Origin of the sequence: Erysipelatoclostridium sp. MSK.7.34 (assembly GCF_019041935.1) — a bacterium.
GTDB lineage: Bacteria > Bacillota_I > Bacilli_A > Erysipelotrichales > Coprobacillaceae > Thomasclavelia > Thomasclavelia ramosa.
Map to the genome: position 1 here is coordinate 266,748 of NZ_JAHPYJ010000001.1, position 18,267 is coordinate 285,014.

At 31.8% G+C, this 18,267-nt stretch carries 9 protein-coding genes; all 9 read right to left on the reverse strand.

What is annotated here, in order from left to right; all coding sequences use genetic code 11:
* Positions 1-41: 41 nt before the first annotated feature.
* Positions 42-12,329 carry a SpaA isopeptide-forming pilin-related protein gene (locus KTF99_RS01345; protein ID WP_217215408.1) on the reverse strand — a complete coding sequence of 4,096 codons (12,288 nt, stop codon included), beginning with the start codon at positions 12,327-12,329 and terminating at the stop codon, positions 42-44.
* 22 nt (positions 12,330-12,351) lie between these two features.
* Positions 12,352-13,533, reverse strand: a complete 1,182-nt coding sequence (locus KTF99_RS01350; protein ID WP_008791375.1) for an AfsR/SARP family transcriptional regulator — start codon at positions 13,531-13,533, stop codon at positions 12,352-12,354.
* A gap of 144 nt (positions 13,534-13,677) precedes the next feature.
* The gene (locus KTF99_RS01355; RefSeq protein WP_003536378.1) at positions 13,678-14,733 is read right to left on the reverse strand and encodes a type IV pilus twitching motility protein PilT; all 1,056 of its coding nucleotides are present in this window, start codon (positions 14,731-14,733) and stop codon (positions 13,678-13,680) included.
* Position 14,734: 1 nt separating this feature from the next.
* Positions 14,735-15,115, reverse strand: coding sequence for a hypothetical protein (locus KTF99_RS01360; RefSeq protein WP_003536377.1), 381 nt, complete (start codon positions 15,113-15,115; stop codon positions 14,735-14,737).
* Positions 15,108-15,476: a hypothetical protein gene (locus tag KTF99_RS01365; RefSeq protein ID WP_008791374.1), complete on the reverse strand. Its 369-nt coding sequence runs from the start codon at positions 15,474-15,476 to the stop codon at positions 15,108-15,110. The genes KTF99_RS01360 and KTF99_RS01365 overlap by 8 nt, the downstream gene beginning before the upstream one ends.
* Before the next feature lie 9 nt (positions 15,477-15,485).
* Positions 15,486-15,935: a DUF4860 domain-containing protein gene (locus tag KTF99_RS01370; RefSeq protein ID WP_003536375.1), complete on the reverse strand. Its 450-nt coding sequence runs from the start codon at positions 15,933-15,935 to the stop codon at positions 15,486-15,488.
* Positions 15,928-16,227: a hypothetical protein gene (locus KTF99_RS01375; RefSeq protein WP_009009192.1), complete on the reverse strand. Its 300-nt coding sequence runs from the start codon at positions 16,225-16,227 to the stop codon at positions 15,928-15,930. The genes KTF99_RS01370 and KTF99_RS01375 overlap by 8 nt, the downstream gene beginning before the upstream one ends.
* A 10-nt stretch (positions 16,228-16,237) precedes the next feature.
* Positions 16,238-17,266, reverse strand: a complete 1,029-nt coding sequence (locus KTF99_RS01380; RefSeq protein ID WP_029480539.1) for a type II secretion system F family protein — start codon at positions 17,264-17,266, stop codon at positions 16,238-16,240.
* Positions 17,267-17,277: 11 nt separating this feature from the next.
* Complete coding sequence (locus KTF99_RS01385) at positions 17,278-18,183, reverse strand: transglutaminase-like domain-containing protein (RefSeq protein WP_008791371.1); 906 nt, start codon at positions 18,181-18,183, stop codon at positions 17,278-17,280.
* Between the last annotated feature and the right edge of the window lie 84 nt (positions 18,184-18,267).

An 18,267-nucleotide genomic window follows, 5' to 3' on the forward strand; every position in this document is an offset into this window, starting at 1 on the left:
ATACAAAGAGGCAGGTTTTAATCTGCCTCTTTATAAATTAGCTAGATTTTCTCAGCTTTTTTAGCTTTTCTTTTTTTATTTGATACAAAGTATACTGCTCCTAAAGCCAATATTGAACTAAATCCTAAGACAACATATCCATTTATATCAGAACTATCACCAGTTGCAGTGCTGCCTGTTTTAGTTAATTTTGTATCTGTCGGGTCATATACTCCACAATCCCATGTCATATCATATCCATCTTGATCTAAATAGAATGAACGGGTATAATACCAAACTCCATCTTCGCTATAAATACCATCACTATCTTCAGCACTATCTTCTCCTTGAGTAGACAATGTAACTTTGTATTTTGATGGAATTTCAAATTTAACTCGATAATATCCTTCTGATAGCTCATTGAAAATATAATATCCTTGGCTATTTGTATAAGTTGTACCTACTTCTTGCCAATCATTTTCATCAGCAATATTACCTGTTAAATTAGTTTCTAAAATAACTTTAATACCTTCAATACCTGTTCCATTTTCATCTTGAATGCCATTGACATTTGTATCATACCAAACATAATCACCCACAGAACCTTTTGATTGAACGATTCCAGCATCCCATGTTAAATCTACTGTATTATATGCTAAATCAATAGTTTGAGTTGGGAAACCAAGTCCTGGTACATATTCATTTAAAGCATTAGAATCTAGTTCTGGATCATCCCCAGCATATGGAACTGTCAATTTTGTAGTAAGTGGTAAATCAAAGATTACACGATATTCAATACCAGTATAAGTTGAACCCTTTAAGTTATCAAAACGATATCTACCATCTTGATCAGTTATTGTATTTGCAATTGATGTCCATACTTCTTCACCTTTTTGTCTAGCAAACAAATATACTGGTACATCCGGCATCACGATATCTGTTTCATCTTGAAGACCATCAGCATTAACATCTTTGAAAACATAGTCTCCTAAACTGCTATACAATCTTGCACCACCATCAACATTATCAACTCTTGTATTGACAGGAATATTAATAACTCCTGTATATCCCGACATCCTATTCTCATTAGTCTCAATATGATAAGCCACATCACTATCAAGCGTATCATCATCACCAACATCTGCTTCAATAACCTTATATCCTTCAGGATATGTGAATTTAACAACATATGTTCCAGAATCTAAATAATCAAATAAATAGCTTCCATCTTCACCAACTACAGTAGATGCGACTAATTCTGTTGGGATATTATTTTCAATTCCAAATTCTTCATCAACCCGATATAATTCAACAATCGTACCAGGTAATTTGATATCAACATCTTTACCATCACTATCTTGATAATTTTGAATATCAGAATAATCACGATCTTCAAATGCAACACCAGATATTGCACTATAAACTGTTAACCCAGCATCAATTGTCATATCACTTGTATGATAAGCTAAATCAATTACTTCACTACGAGCAATTAAAGTATTCTTATTTTCATCAGTAATAGTTGGATTAGAATCAATTGCACTATCTGTTGTTCCACCATTTTTAGTAAAGTAGAAACGTTCCGCGTGTCCACCACCCATTGTTGGTTTAACACCACGAATATCAAATTCAACAACATAACTTCCATCTTCTAAATCAGTAAATAAATAGTAACCATTTTCATCAGTTCTAGTAGTTTTTTCTGGAGTACCACTAACCTCACCATTAGTTACTGTATAAAGATTTACAATCACATCTTTTACACCAGTTTCTTCTGGATCTTGAATACCATTTTTATTTTCATCAAACCAGACAAAATCTCCTAGAGATCCTAATGCAACGTATCCTGCATCTAATGTTAAATTAGTTTCTCCTACTAAGCTGCCATCAGCTTGTTTAGTTGCGGTCAAAGTAAATAATTCTGTCTTACAATAATCATCCTTATTAAGATCATTTCCAATATTAGAATCAGCTTCAATTTGTGGTTTTCCATCAACATCTTGAGCGTATTTTTGAGTTGGCTCATATTTATATAAAGACTCATCTTCTGGAATAGCAAATTCAACTTGATACTGATAATACTTGTTACCAACATAATCATTTGGATTAGTTGATGATGAATCCGTCTTACCATCTTTTAAAACATTACAATCTTGATTTGTAAATTCATATTTACCACTGGCATCAGTCAAAGTTGTTTCTGAATCTAATTCTTTAGTTACTTTTCCTTCATTTTGATTAATCGTTGTAACAAATTTATGCAATGTTACATTTAAACCTTGAACCGGTAAATCATTGCTATCTTGTAAACCATCACGGTTCATATCATAGAATGCATAATCACCGATTGTTCCTTTAGGTAATGCAATTTCAGCTTTAACTTCAAGATTTTCAACAATATCACTGTCATTTACAGTATCTAGACCAGTACGTTTAACTGCAACTAAAGCAGAGTTAGACATTAACTTACCAGATACTTTCTCTAAATCTGAAGTACTGTACTCAGGAGCAGACATGTTGACATGCAATTCAATTGACTGATTAGGTTCTAATGGCGCATTAGAGAAATCAAATTCAACAGCAATAGCACTAACTAGTCTTAAATCAATATCATTTGATGCTTCTATCCATTGATGAGCGCCGCTTGTCCAATCATCATCATCCATATTACCATATACAATTGGCAATTCTTCTGAAGCAGTTTTACTTGTACGGGCATCTTGTTTCCATTCATCCCATTTAGTATCTTCACTTTCACCAACACAATAGTAGACTTTATAAGAAACACCTGGTGTTAAACAATCTACATAATTTAAAATTGGTGATTTATCAAGATTTGTAACCCTTGCAGTATAGTTATCATTTGTACGATTAACTAACGAGTCACCTTCAAATGGTAAAATATCTACAACACGCGCCTTACTAACAGCACGATCTGATTTTTCACCATTTTTAAATACAATCTTATAATCCAAATCTTCGCCAGGAGCTGTTTTAGCAATCTGATTATTATTTAAATAATCATCATCATAAATACCTTTAACTTGTTTATAGATTGATAAATAATTTTGTTCATTGATTTTAATGATTCCGTTACTATTTGGATACTTTAATCCATCACCGGTTTCATCTGGTTTATTAGTAATTTCATCTAGCACACTGTCAGCAACAAGTGTATTGTAACTAGAACCTGTAGCGGATTCGACAGTAAAACTATTTCCATAAGGATTTTCAGCTGACAAAGCAATAATTTTTCCACTAGTAAAGTATGCTGGTGCCCATAATGTTGTGCTAGTATCATTAATTGAACTAGTTCCTTTATAACTAATCTGTATCTTCATTCCAGGTTTAAATTTAAAATCTTCACCTAAATCAATTGTTATCTTCTTAGTTTTTGATGTCGTTTCAACTAATTGATTATTTTCAACAACACGAGCAGGAACATCATTAGTATAAGTAACAGTATATTCATCTGGTTCTAATGCTTTACCTGAGGTATCTCCATCATGTTCAAATACTATTACTTGGAACCTAGTTTGTAAATCTCCTATACTATAACTATTATTATTTAGTGACATACCGATAGGTAAATCAAAACTAATAATTGGTTGTTCAATAATTTCATTTTCCTTAGTTGATTCATTTTTAACAGTAATTACACTTTCAATAGTTTCACCTGGCTTATAAGTTTTATCCTTCTCACCAGAAACAATTCCTAGTGAAACTCGAGGAGTTACTGATTCTTTTAAAGGATAATATAGATTTACTATATCTGAAACTTTTGTATACTGCGCATTTTGATCATTACCTTCATTATCTTTAAGTGTATAGTTATATGTTACACTTGTTTGGTTTGAAACTCTTCTAACTTCATGAACAGTCGCATCTGAAGGACGTTTATTAAATGTCACATTCACATCAATTCCTGTAGCATTAAAATTCTCTGCAATTAAGTCCTTGCTAACAACATTTGTATATACTACTTTGATTTTTAATGCATTTAAACCTTCTAAACTAATTCCTTGACTATTCGTTGAGACATCAGCAACTAAACTATTATTAGTCGTCCATTCATCACTACCAGCTGTTTGATAGTATACTCGAGCTTGAATCTTATTACCATTTTTATCAGTTGCACTATGAACTGTTACAGTATTAACTACATAAGGTGCATCTGGCATATATTCAACCGAATTACCATTAGCATCATAATAATACATTTTAATTAAACTATCTTCCACTTCAACACTTCTTACTGGTACATCATTTTTAGCTTGAGCATATTCTCTCAATAAGAATGTTTCTGTATCCGCAGCATCTAATAATGGTGTTTCAACAGTCTTTGCAGTTAATAAAGTGTTATTATCACCATCAATATACTTTATGATCTTACCATCAATATCCATAATATCAGATTGCTTTTTATTCTTAAATTCAAGATAGTTTTTACTCTGTTCTGATAAAATAACTGTTTCATCTTGGACTGGATATACTTTTACAGATTGTTCGATGTCATGATACTTGTCATCAAGAGTATAACCATCAGGCGCTTTAATTTCTGTAACTACATAAGTTGTACCTTCTTTATTAGCTGGCAGTAATTCTGTTTTAGCTATTCCATCTTCATTTGTAGTAATAATAATTGGTACAAAACCACTATCGTTAGGATTAGTTATTTTAAATACTGCCCCTGCTAAGTTTTCATTAGCATCACTTGTCTTTTTAACAACTATTTTACCCATATTAGAATGGTTGATTATTTTACCATCTGTATTTGGTAAGTATTCTTTTACTGTACTTTGTCCTGATTCAACAGTAACAGGATACACAGTAGTATCAAGTTCAAAACCGTCTAAAGTCGCAACTTCTTTTACATAATAATTTCCAGCAGGAACATCAGTCCATATAATTTTACCATCTTTACCAGTAGTTTTTACTGTTTGAACTAAGTCACCAGATTCTTGGTACAATCCAAATTCAACACCTTCTAAGACTTTATTTCCCACATTTGAATAGTTACTGCGATCATCATATTTAGTAATAACCACTTTACCAAGGGCTTGATTAACCACTGTATTTGCATCTTTAGAAGTAACTGTTGTCACTTTGCCGGCTTCAATCGTAAATTCAATTGGCTGCATAATCTCGAAATTGTCTGGCGCAGTGATTTCTACTAACTGATATTTACCAGTTTCAATTACCGAAGATTCAAATTTACCATCTGTATTTTCTATCGTAAATGAATCCAAATAATTCTCATAATCTCCATCTGTATTCTTTTTCATCAATTGGAAAGTAGCTCCACTTAAACCTTTTCCTTCAGGATCAGTTTTAGTAAATGTAAACTTACCAGCTGTTGTCGTATTAATAATAGGACCATGATTTTGAGCATCATCTGTTTTTCCAGCTTCGGTATAAACAATATTTTGTTCTCCTTCAGTTACCTCAACAGCATATACATCATTCATAACTGTTTCATCATAACCATCAGGAACCTTCGTTTCAACAAATAAATATTTTCCTTTTTCTAAATTATCAAAGATGACAATTCCTAAAGTATCACTATTTTTTACTATTCCATTAACCTTTTCATCATCTTGCAGTTTACTATCACCATTTACATCTTTATATAAAGTAAATTCAGCTCCAGCTAATGGGAAACGTGTAGTCTTACTATCATTTGCTCCATAAATAGACCATTCTGATATCTTTTCGATTTTAATACTTCCTAAAGGTTCATTTTCAACTTCAATAGTTGTTACTTCTCCATTAGTTTTGGTTGTAACTTTAATTCGATTAGAATCTTTGATTACATAACCATTTGGTGATATATCTTCTTGTAAATAATAAGTAGTGTTCGGGCGTAAATTATCAAAAACAATTCCTTTATCTTTTTGATACGTTGCAGTAGCAACTAAATTCCCATCCGTTTGAGCATCATATAAACTAAATGTTGTACCGTCTAACTTATCAATTTCTTTTCCAGTATGACTATCTTTTTTAATTACTTTAAGTGATTGTTTCATCATATTAGTAATTTCAATTTTTCCATCAGTACCAGTAACTTTTAGAGCCTCTACTGTGTAAGGACCATAAAGAGTATCATTTAAGAAATAATCGTTATTAGTAGATTTTTCTTTTAGTGTATATTCCCCAGCCGGTAATAATTTTGTTCTAGCAACACCATTTTTATTTGTTTTAATTGTATCGACTAAGATTCCGGATTCATTAAACACTTCAAAAACAACATCAGCTAATTTCTTTGTTTTATCATAATGATCAACTTTCGTAATTTCTAATTTGCCATAAGATGAAGTATTACTGATAACATTATCGGCTTTACCTGATTCATTACCATTTTCGTCAACTTTGACAATCTCTTTTGTAATATCTCCAGGTGTAATGGTAAACTTACCAAGATATGCATAATCCGCAAAACCATTATTTTTATTTGTAGTACCTACAGTAGTTTCTTGTAAGATGTAATCACCTGCTTCTAACCACTTTTTACTAGTAACATCAGTTCCATTAACTTTGAACTGAAGCTTACCATTAGATTGTGATACTGCTGTTCCAACTAAATTAGTAGACGATAAATCTAGGGTACCGTCAGCTAATTTAACTGATTTATATACATTAAAGTTTACTCCACTTAAAGCAACCGGATTAGTTAGACCATTAGCATCTAGATAGGTTCCTTGTTTTGTTAATTCAACACTACCCTTTGGTACATTTGTTACAACCAATGGGTTCTTGACAGCATCTGAAACCGTAGTATAAACGCTACCATCTAAACCAGTAACTTTATCTGCTTCGATTGTAAATTCACGTGGTGTTGGATTCAATACATACCCATCAGTACTAATCAAACTTTCAACCAGCACATAATTTCCAGGTTTCAAATAGTCTGTCAATACAGCATTTTGATTACCATTTGTCGTGATAGTTGAAATTGGTGTATCTTTACTATAATCATGTCCAGCCTCGTCATTTTTAGCATAAATATTGAATTTCGCTTTTATATAAGTATTTGAATTAGTACTAGACACCTTATTCAATGCTAATTTACCATAATTACTAGTATTAACAATCACATTAGAAGCATCTGCTTGATCTGAATAGAGATCCGTATTATCGGTATCAAAACCTAAATTAACTAAATATTTAGTAGTATCTGGTGCAACGACATGCTCTGGTAATGAAGTTATATCTTCTTCAACTACATATAATCCAGCTGGAGAAGGAGCTGTCATAAAGCTGCCTGTTTTCCCTGAAGAAATAGTACCAGTTGTATAAGTTACTTCTTCTCCCGTTTTAATATACCACTTATCACCTATTTTAAATGCATCAGCAACGCTTTCATTCGATTCTACAACTGGATATACTTTGAAATTAATTCCTGTTAATGCTGATTGTTCACCTGCAAATTTTAAAACTTTACTAACCCAGATCTGACGATATTTATAATTTATAAATATAACCGTTTCATTAGTATCAGCATCCTTTAAAAAATACACCTTACCATTGACTTCAACAGTCACTTTACGAATATCTGTGTTTTTATTATAGCCAGCTGGCTGTTTTAATTCAGTAACATAATAAGTTTGAGTAGAATCAATATTTTCAAACTTGAAGTACTTATCAGTAGATACAGCTGTACTTACCAAATCATATTCTGCCCATTTTTCTGAATCAGCAATTACCTCATCTATTTCAGTTTGACTTAACTTATTCAATCTATCTGCACCAGTTTCAGTACTAAACAATCCCATGGTAGCACCAGCAAGTAATTTTTCTGCCTCATCGTATTTATAACCGATTGGATTAGTCAATAAATAGTTCTGTACTTCGATTTCGCTAATATGTTGTGCTTTGATTTCACCAACATACCACCATTCGTGGATTATTCCATAATAGTCTGGAGCTCTTACTTCTTGTAATACTACTTCTTTACCTGGATCAAGGAAAACTGAATAACCAACCCCAGGATCTTTTGAGGATTTACCATTTGCATCATATAAAACAGCTGTTCCCGAAATAATCTTTGTTGAAATCCCACTATCACTTACAGTATATTTTTTACCATCATTAGCAGTAATTGTTTGGCTTCCATTGCTATCAACGTAATAAATTTTAAACTCTGCTCCATCTAATAGAACTGTCTTATCTTCATTTGTTTTAGTTAATTTTATTTTTCCTTTTTTAGGTGTGTTTTCAAATGTAACATGCGTTGTTTTACCAGCCTCAAGTTCAACTACTTTTGATGGTTGGTGTTCATAATCATTTTGCTGCTCAGCAGTTAAGTTTTCTTCAACAATATAGAATCCCGGCTCTAATCCTGAAACCGTCTTCTCTACAACATCACTTTCAATCGTTGCTAAAGCATTACCATCTTTAACATACCATTTATCATCTTTACTAATTGCGCCATCTTCATCTGATGATACTTCTTTTGCTTTATAGACACTAAATTTTATTCCTGCTAGCGGTTCACTAACATCTTTATTATCCTTATCTAACCATTTAGCTGTTTTAACTAAACCAAGGCTGCTGTATGGCACATTTTCAATTGGATTTTCAACATAAACTTTATTTGTTTTACCTTCAACAATCTCAAATTCATGTGAAGTTGGATCAATTGTATAGTTTCCAACCACAGCTTTTTCAATTAATACATATTTCCCCGGTGCTAAGAATTCACTAGTAACCACATTACCATCAGCTTTTGTCGTAAGTACATACACTGGATCACCAGTATAATTTCCTGTTTCATTCCATTTATAAACATTAAATGTCGCTGCTACTCCAGTATCACTGTCAACTGAGCTGACCTTTTTAACTGCCACCTTACCTTTGATCAAACGGTTGACTACATCAACATTTGATACTAATTTATCATCAGTATTTGAGCCAGGCTTTACAGTTACGACCTTTGCATTACCACCTTCAACTTCAAATTCTGATTTAACATTTTTTTCAACAACCCAATATTCTCCAGCATCTATTATTTTTGAAGTAGCGATACCATCATTATTAGTTGTAACTGTTAAAAGCGTCTTATTAGTATCAGCAATTTTACGGTCCTCATCAATATTCGTACTTAACTTAGGAAAATATTCAAACGTTATATTTCCCGCTGGTTTAGCGATAGTTTCATCAATATTAAATGAAGTCTTTGTAATTGTAAACTTACCTTTAGGAACATTTTCAACAATCTCTTTGCTCTCATAAACTAATGAATTATTTGTATCATTAACTTGTGGTGCGGTAAATGAATATTCAGTCGTATTTAATGTATATCCATCCGGTGCTTTGGTTTCAACGTAATAATATGTTGCTCCAGGTGTTAATCCAGTAAAGATTACATACCCTTGACCATTAGATTCAATTCCTTCATCAATTACCTTTTTATCAGCATCTAATAATTTAAATTCCGCTTTATATAAGCCAGTATTATGATCTAAAGATGACACTTTTCTAATCATATATCCAACTAACGGATCGTTAGAAACAGTTTTACTAGTTTCTTTATTATTTTCAATCTTAAAATCAATATTTTTCGTATTAACAGCATAGCCAGTTAACTTCGAAGTTTCCTTTAAGTAGTATTCACCAGCTTCTAAAAACTTAGTTTTAGCTTTACCATCACTATCTGTTTTAATTGTATCAACTTTAGTATCATTATCTTTACGGTAAACATCAAATGTTACATTGGCAAGTGGCTCCTTTGTTTTAGAATCTATTTTAGTCACTTCTAAATATCCTAATGTAGTTGATTCATTCATGATCTCTTTAGTAGCTGTTTTTCCAGATTGAATTTCGACTGTAATTACATCTGTTAATTGATTATAGCCACTAGGCGCTTCAAATTCTTTTAAATAATATGTTCCAGCAGCTAACTCAACTTTATTAGAATTTGAACTACTTGAAACCGAATTGTTAGATTCAATTACAATTGGATTACCCGCATCATCTTTTACAAGGCTATCATCTGTAGCATTTTTATTTGTATAAACATGGAATTTAGCTCCAGCTAAATTAACCGTAATAGTTGGATAATCTTTTAATGATCCTTTTTTCAAGATTTGTAAATATCCTAATTCTTCATTTTTTACTGTAACTTCATTTAATGTTTGCGTTTTTAATTCTGTCACATAATAATTTTCATCAAGTTTATAATGATTGGGTGCTTTAGTTTCTTGATATACATAAAAACCTTTAACTAAAGCTTTTGATTCCTCATTACCATTTAAAGTAAAACTGTCCACACTACTGAAATCTTCAGACTCAATAGCTATATTAGCGGTTTCTTTAGATTCAAAAGGCCCATAAACAGTAAATTCAGCACCATTTAATTTTTTTGTTTCTGTCAATGCATCAACTTTATTAATAATTAATTTACCTTTGTTCGAACTATTTACAACATATGGCACCCCAGTATTGTGATCTTGTAGCATTAAAGATGGATAGTTTACTTTATTTGCTTCAACTTTAACGTCCCATTTATAAACATCCGGTTTATCATATTCTGCACTTGAAAAATCTTCCTCAACAGTATAATCACCTGCAATAATTCCTTCAAATAAGACTAATCCTTTATCATTTGAAACAGTTTCATATTTATCTCCAGTTACTTTATTGGTCAAAATAAATTTTACTCCCGCAAGCGGTCCATGCTGGCTATTCGTTGCACTTGTTCCCACTTTATTAAATGCAACATAACCAAATCCTTGAGCAGTTGTAAGATTATTTATTTCTAATTTTCCATTTTCAATTTCCTTACCATCCAAATAAACTACAGCTTTATTATTTTCATTTTTAACTTCAATTTTATAAATCGTTTCACCATTAGCACTATCAACACCATCTCCAATAAATGGTAAATTGCCAACAGTTTCTTTCAAATAATATGTTCCTTCAGAAATTTTAGCAAAATTTACTTTACCATCCTTATCAATAACTTTGCTATTACCAACTGTGTTACCATCAATATCAGTCGCAGCATTTTGACACGCTTCATCAGTATACAGTCCAAACGCTATACGTGAATCAGTATTTTGATAATAACAATCTTGTTTTTCTTGATCAAAAATAAATTTATTATCACCAACAATATTGTTGTCACCATTAACAGTAACATATTTGGTAATATCCAAATTTGTTGTTGGCGCATTTTCATCTACCCAGCCAACATTTACAGGAGCATTAGCACTTACATACTTAGGCGTATTTTCTCCCAAAGGAAGATATTTCAACTCAACCTTATTATCCAAAATAAACGGAATATCATCTTTTTCATTTGGTAAGACACGATAAGCATCTTTGCTATAATTCGCATTAATCGTATAAGTAGTTAGCATTGCAGCACCATCTGGTACATAATTAGTATCATCCGGGTTGCTTTCGTAAGTACTTATATAATAAATTTTAATTGCTTTTACAGTACCATTTTCATTTAAAACTAATTCATAATCTTTATCAGCACCTTCTTCTAGTACTTTATCTCCCACTTTGATAGAGATATTAGCAGCTCCCCCATCTTCACGTCCTGCTGGAGCAACCGGTAAAGTATCCACTAATTCAAATGTCGTACAGTTAAGCCGACCATAATTATTACCTAAATCCGTAAGATTACTACCTGGAGCGGCAGTTACTTTGTAATCGACACTATAATAGTCTTTCCCATCTATTGATTTAATCGTGTAATTATTACCATCTGCTTGCTGAATAACATTTTTCCCTACAGTCCATTCTTGACTGGCTTTTGCGGTAACTGAAGCATCAGGTACAGAGACTGGGTTAATTGTATAACTTCCATTTTCATTAACCATAGAACCTGTCATTTTCATATCAACAAACTTAGCAGTTGTGCCATTCTTAGTTGTCATATTCTTAAAATGCATTTTTAAATATAACGTACCTGATTGTCCAGCCGCCAATTCTTTACTTTTAATTGATAGAATATTTTTCCCTAGTGATGTTCTTTGTTCAATTGAATCAAAACCAGTATTACTAATATCTGTTGTTTCATCGAACTCAATATCGTTTGGCAACGTGATACTCAACGTACACTCAGTATACTTGGAAGCATCTGTACTTGCTGAAACAGCATAATAAATTGCCAAAAAGAATGAATCTCCTGAATCAGCTTGTGAAACATCAACATCCTGTCCATTGACTTTTTCTACGATTCGTGAGTTAAATGTAATGTTCGCATCAGCATTACCATCAACCGCATTAATTATGGTTCCATTTGACATCACCCCAATTAACATAGCCAATACTAACGATAAAATTCCAAACTGTTTAACCATTTTGGTTTTCTTGAGTTTTTTCATTAAATTACCCATTCTCTAATTCTCCCCCTTTTATTTATCTGATTTTCTTCAAATCATTTGTTAAAATAATCTCATCGTGTTTCTTCTTTTCATTATAACGATTAGTAATGCGATCAACCGCTATTTTTGCGCCATCTAAATCCGGTGAGGCAAGAATCAATGAATATTGTGTCATATTAAACTTTGAATAAACATCATTTTTTCTCAAACTATTTGAAATCACTTCTCTTAAAATATCTGCTTCTTGGCGAATCGCCTTTTCGTCTAAACAACCACTTGTATCAACGATCGTAAGTAAAGTTAAAATTCGTGCTTTCATCGAACGTCTTGCTGAACGAACATTGATTTGATAAATATTTTTAAAAACGTCAAAATCACAATAAAATGTATTATCATTGTTATCATCAACTGTTAGACTCTTTTCCAATTCTTCAACATCAATTTGTGTCGCAGGAGAAGTATCTAGAATCATTTCATAAATTTCTTTCAGTCGCTGTGACACTTCAATTCCATATTTACTATAGTAATAATCTACGATTTGACGATAAAATGATAATGCAAGATCTGTTTTACCTGTCTTATAATAAGCATAAAGCTTCATTTCATATAATCGTGTATCCATTATTTTTTGACTGTTTTGGTGATTACAAATTTGTAAAACCTGTTCATATAAGTTATTGTTAGCTAAAATCGTTAAAGTTTTTAAAATTGCCTCTAAACAATTACGTTCTAACAAATTATTTATTTCTAAGATCCAGTCATTATAATTAAACTCTGGTAAAACCTCTCCATGATATTTGTTGATCATTTCTAAACAGCGTTCATGCTTGCGGTAAGGATCATCTTCCTGTTCAACACGACGACAAAGTTTCAACATCTCCTCATAATCAACTCGACATTCAACTTCAGGATTCCAATAATAACTTCGTCCCTTAGATTTAATACAATCAACTTCTTTAAAAAACTGTTTCATTTCCTTTCGAGCTCGATAAATCAGATTTCTTAATGCTCCTTCCGGTTTATCAGCATTTCCATCTGGCCAAAGAAAATCAATCAGTTGTGGATTAGTTATATTAGCATTTCGATTAAGAATTAAATATACAATCAACAACTCAACTTGGGCACTTCGTTTCTTTTCTTGAGGAAATTCATTTTCCCCATCAGTGATATGCAGTCTACCTAAGGTCTTGATTTTTAATACTAATTTTTTATCCATAAAAATCACTCCCTTGTTTACATGTTTCAACATCATAATTATACTATATTCCAATTATGATATTTTCTTATTCAAAAAAATAAATCGTCTTTTTTCAAGACTTTAAATAAAATATAACCGTTTTGTAACCAAAATAATATATAATTAAAATTTTCTTTCAATCAAATTCGGATTTGATGCATACATGACTGCTGTCTCTTTTGTAATCTTATTTTGTTTATATAAATCAACGATCGCATCATCCATAGTAACCATACCAATTTGGCGATTAGTAGATATAGCATTATCAATTTGGTGCGTTTTACCATCACGAATCAATGTTCTAATTGCTTGATTACAAATCATGATTTCAAATACGGGTATCATTTTACCATCAATACCTGGTACTAATTGTTGGGAGATGACTGCATTAAGTACCATTGCCAGCTGAACTCGAATTTGCTGCTGCTGTGAAGGAGGAAACACATCAATCATTCGATCAATCGTATTAGCAGCACCAACTGTATGCAAACTTGAAAAAACCAAATGCCCCGTCTCAGCTGCCGTAACTGCAATATCAATAGTTTCTAAGTCACGCATTTCACCAACTAAAATAACTTCTGGCGCCTCCCGTAAAGCTGCTCTTAACGCAGAAACATAGTCATGGGTATCGTGATAAACTTCTCGTTGTGAAACGATACTTTTGTCATGACTATGCAAATATTCAATAGGATCTTCAATTGTAATAATGTGTGTATTTCGATTACGATTGATCTGATCAATAATACAGGCTAATGTCGTAGATTTACCGCTTCCTGCCGGGCCGGTTACTAAGACCATTCCTTTCTTTTGATTAGCTAGGTCAGTAATTACTTTTGGAATATGCATTACTTCAGGATCAGGAAGTTGAAAACTAACAACACGTAATACTGCGGCACAAGAGTTTCTTTGACGATAAGCATTGACCCGAAACCGCCCTACATTAGGAATAGAAAAAGAAAAATCATCATCGCCACTTCTCATAAATTCTTCAATTCCAGCGTTATTAGCAATTTCATAAATATCACGAATCATCCGCTCAGTATCATGTGGTGTCAAACGTTCATCGCTATATTTTGAAATTCTCCCATCTATCTTAATAGCACAAGGCGAACCTGCAACAATAAAGATATCAGAAGCCCCTTTAGTTACTACTTCTTCTAATAATTTTTTTATTTCCATTTTATTCCTCCAGATTAATTGTTTTTAAACTAATTATTTTGAGACTATCATTTTCTTGCACAAATGACAGCTGTAAAACTTGAGAATCATTTATTTTATCTTCAAGCATATATAAATCATCTTCTTTTTGATACTCGATTTGAAGATTTTCTAAACTATATTCTAAATTTTGACTATCTAATTGATAATATTTGGTTAACAGCCGTGACTCACTTTCGTAATATTGACTAGTAATATTAGCTTGGCGAACGCTTGACTCATAATAAGAATTAGCTCGCAAATATGATAATATTGCCAGTACACACATAACTAAAATCACAAAAATCATAAAAATTGATGGCGCCCCAATTCCCAAACGCATTGAAGTATGTTTCTTATTCATCGTGATTACCTCCTAATACAAAAGGCAATTCACTGATAACTTCGTTTTTATTCTTTATCATTATTTTTCCTTGAGTAATCATATCTCTATCTATTTCAATAAAAATATTATCTTTTTGATAATGATTCTCATCGATTTTTTCTACTTCCAATAATTGTTCTAAATCAGCCTGCGGATAAGCTTGCATTGTTTCAATCATACTTTGCGCCTCAATTAATGCATTTTGCAAATTAGTCCCTTGTACTTGTTTATTTTTAGCTTGCACTATAAATGAGGCACATACTGTTGTTGAAGCAGCAAAAAAGAGGATAACTATGATTAATTCCATTAAAAACGAAAATGACTGTACTTTTGATTTCATACTTTCCTCCTATCCATGTAAATAAATTGAAATACTTTTGCTAACTTGATCACGTGTAACTGTAAATTTAAATAAACGGTCTTTTTGTTCTATTTTAAAATCATCTAATGCAAATAACTTACTACCCTCTTGTAACCCCGCATGATAGTCATTACTTGTATATAATTCCTTGAGATAACCATCTTGACAATAAATATAAGTAACCGTCTTAGCAGTTTTAATTTCTAAACATTGCGTATTATCTATTTCAACAATTTTAGTCGAATCGTCACTATCATTTGCTTTTAACTTCGTGTTTAAATAAGCCAAAGGCACAATTAAATCATCTTCTTGTTGACACGTATCATTAATAACTTGATATCCTTTTATTTCATAAGTAACAATAAAGAAAGACCCAATTACAAAAAGCAAGAACAATGACAGCGAAAATAATACATGTATATTACGATGTTTATTCATAGTTCTTCTCCTTTTTAAATACCTCGATTCGTGGTTGTAAATTATCTCCTTCATAATAATAAATAACCTGATAATCTTCATCATTTAAAAGCAACCCATAATTTTCCTTCAAATACTCAATATCTTTAGGATATTTGCCTTCAATACTATAACATTTTAAACTAAGTTGATTAATTGTATCACTAACCCGTTTTAGATCCTCATTTGATGAATATGTTGAAGTAGAATTGAAAGCATAAATGCTTACCATGATTATAACTATCAGTAAGATTATCTTTAACATATTTTTCATAAATAACCTCCTATAAAGAGGACATGATACTAATTAATGGCAACATTACCGACATCAAGACTGTTCCCACTACTAAAGATAACAAAGTTACAATCGTTGGTTCTATGATATTTAAAAATTGATCTATCGCACGACTAACTTCTTCTTGAAAACTATTTGATAATTGTTTCATGATTATATCAACCTGTCCAGTTTTAAAACCGACCTGAATCATATTTAACTGCATTCCTTGATAAATTTGATATTTTTTGATAACTTCAACGAAACTATCACCATTTATGAGATCTTCATTGCATTTTTCTAAATTAGCCCTAAGCTGTTTATCATCAACTAATTTTGGTACAAACTTCATTGCCTCTTGTAAATCATAACCACTAGAAATAAACAATGACAAAGCATAAGTAATTTGAGCTTTATTTAATGCTCTTGACAATTTCCTTGTTAAAAAAGATTTCTGCACTACGTTTGACAAGACATTTACATGGGTAACGCGCTGATATAAATATCCAGCAATAATTACTATCACCAGCACTAACAAGACCGCAAAACATATCAATGAAAAAATTTGACCAAATTCCATAAAACTATTAGCATACGATGATAAATCACTGCCTAGTCCATTTAAAACATCTTTAAAAATTGGTAATACTTTAAATACAATGATTCCTACAACCACCACCATCATAATAATTAAAATGATTGGATAAGTTAAAGCCTGTTTCAGTTTATTTGTTATATCATCAATTCGAGCATAATATTCACTTAATGATTGCATAACATCATCTAAATTACCGCTCGTTTCACCCACTTTGACTAAATTAACCATATAGTCATCAAAAGCTTTAGTTAGATCGATTGCTTCACTAAAACTTACTTGTTCATCTAAATATTTAGCAACTTCTTGAAGAACCCCTTTAATGTTTTTATCATCCATTTCTTCATATACCATCGTAACCCCTTGATTAAGACTAAATCCCGATTCTAAGATCATTGCCATCTGGTTACAAAACATATATTTTTCACTCATCGTCAATTTCATCGTTTTTCTCCTTAATAACGTGCTGTTTCAACGTATTTTCCCTCATAATCATACTTAGTGCTTGCGAAAGTCGGATCCATAATCGTCCATGTATCTTTATCCATAAAAATATCCGGATTGACCCAACCCTGCCCTTTAACATAAACTTCTAACCAAGAATGATATTCATCTTTATCAGTCCCCCCACAAATCAGTCGGGCTGGAATATGATTGATTCTTAACATTGCCGTCATCATTGAAGCATAATCAAAACATATGCCCTTTTTATTGTTAATTATTTCATCTAAATTTGGAATCAAATACTGCTGTTTTGCTAAAGCTACTTTATCATCGTCATAGTTTATGTAATTAGCCACAAATTCATAGACTTTTTTTATTCGTTTTAAATCATTATCTTCATCCTTCACTTCATCAATAGCTAACGTCGTAATCGCATCACCCGGTTTATAATTAACCAAGATATTAGGATATAAAAAGGGGAGCAGTTCGTTATCTAAAATAACATCAACTTCCACACTTTTTTTTATTGCATATTGGGTACCCTCAATATTTTCTAAAATTTTAATCAAATATTTTCCATTTCCCAACTGGAGTGGATAACTCACTCCTTGTTCATCCGTTAAATCATAATTTAGTTTTTGTTCATCTTTACTAATTTGAATTTTTATTCGTTTACTAACACCTGGTTTTAAAAAGGCCATTACATATCCTTGATTAGTATTAGAATAATCAACCTTCGCTACATCACTATCTAAAACCAGTGCCCCTGATGCTTCAGGATAAAGAATCTCATCAACTGTATAACTTTTTGATGTTGGATAATCACTTGGGTATTCTTGATTACTGTTATTATCACTTGAACATCCAGTAAGAAGACATGATAATACAGTGACTACCACTAGTATTCGCTTGTACATTACCATTATCCTCCTTAATTTTAATTATACACCGAAATATCTGGGATTGAAAAGAAAAAGGCAAAAAGAAAAACTCTCTCTACC

Excerpts from the sequence above, each read along its gene's own strand:
- KTF99_RS01385 (WP_008791371.1), bottom strand. The coding sequence starts at position 18,183 with ATGTACAAGCGAATACTAGTGGTAGTCACTGTATTATCATGTCTTCTT.
- KTF99_RS01365 (WP_008791374.1), bottom strand. The coding sequence starts at position 15,476 with ATGAAATCAAAAGTACAGTCATTTTCGTTTTTAATGGAATTAATCATA.
- KTF99_RS01375 (WP_009009192.1), bottom strand. The coding sequence starts at position 16,227 with ATGAAAAATATGTTAAAGATAATCTTACTGATAGTTATAATCATGGTA.
- KTF99_RS01360 (WP_003536377.1), bottom strand. The coding sequence starts at position 15,115 with ATGAATAAGAAACATACTTCAATGCGTTTGGGAATTGGGGCGCCATCA.
- KTF99_RS01350 (WP_008791375.1), bottom strand. The coding sequence starts at position 13,533 with ATGGATAAAAAATTAGTATTAAAAATCAAGACCTTAGGTAGACTGCAT.
- KTF99_RS01370 (WP_003536375.1), bottom strand. The coding sequence starts at position 15,935 with ATGAATAAACATCGTAATATACATGTATTATTTTCGCTGTCATTGTTC.
- KTF99_RS01380 (WP_029480539.1), bottom strand. The coding sequence starts at position 17,266 with ATGAAATTGACGATGAGTGAAAAATATATGTTTTGTAACCAGATGGCA.
- KTF99_RS01345 (WP_217215408.1), bottom strand. The coding sequence starts at position 12,329 with ATGGGTAATTTAATGAAAAAACTCAAGAAAACCAAAATGGTTAAACAG.
- KTF99_RS01355 (WP_003536378.1), bottom strand. The coding sequence starts at position 14,733 with ATGGAAATAAAAAAATTATTAGAAGAAGTAGTAACTAAAGGGGCTTCT.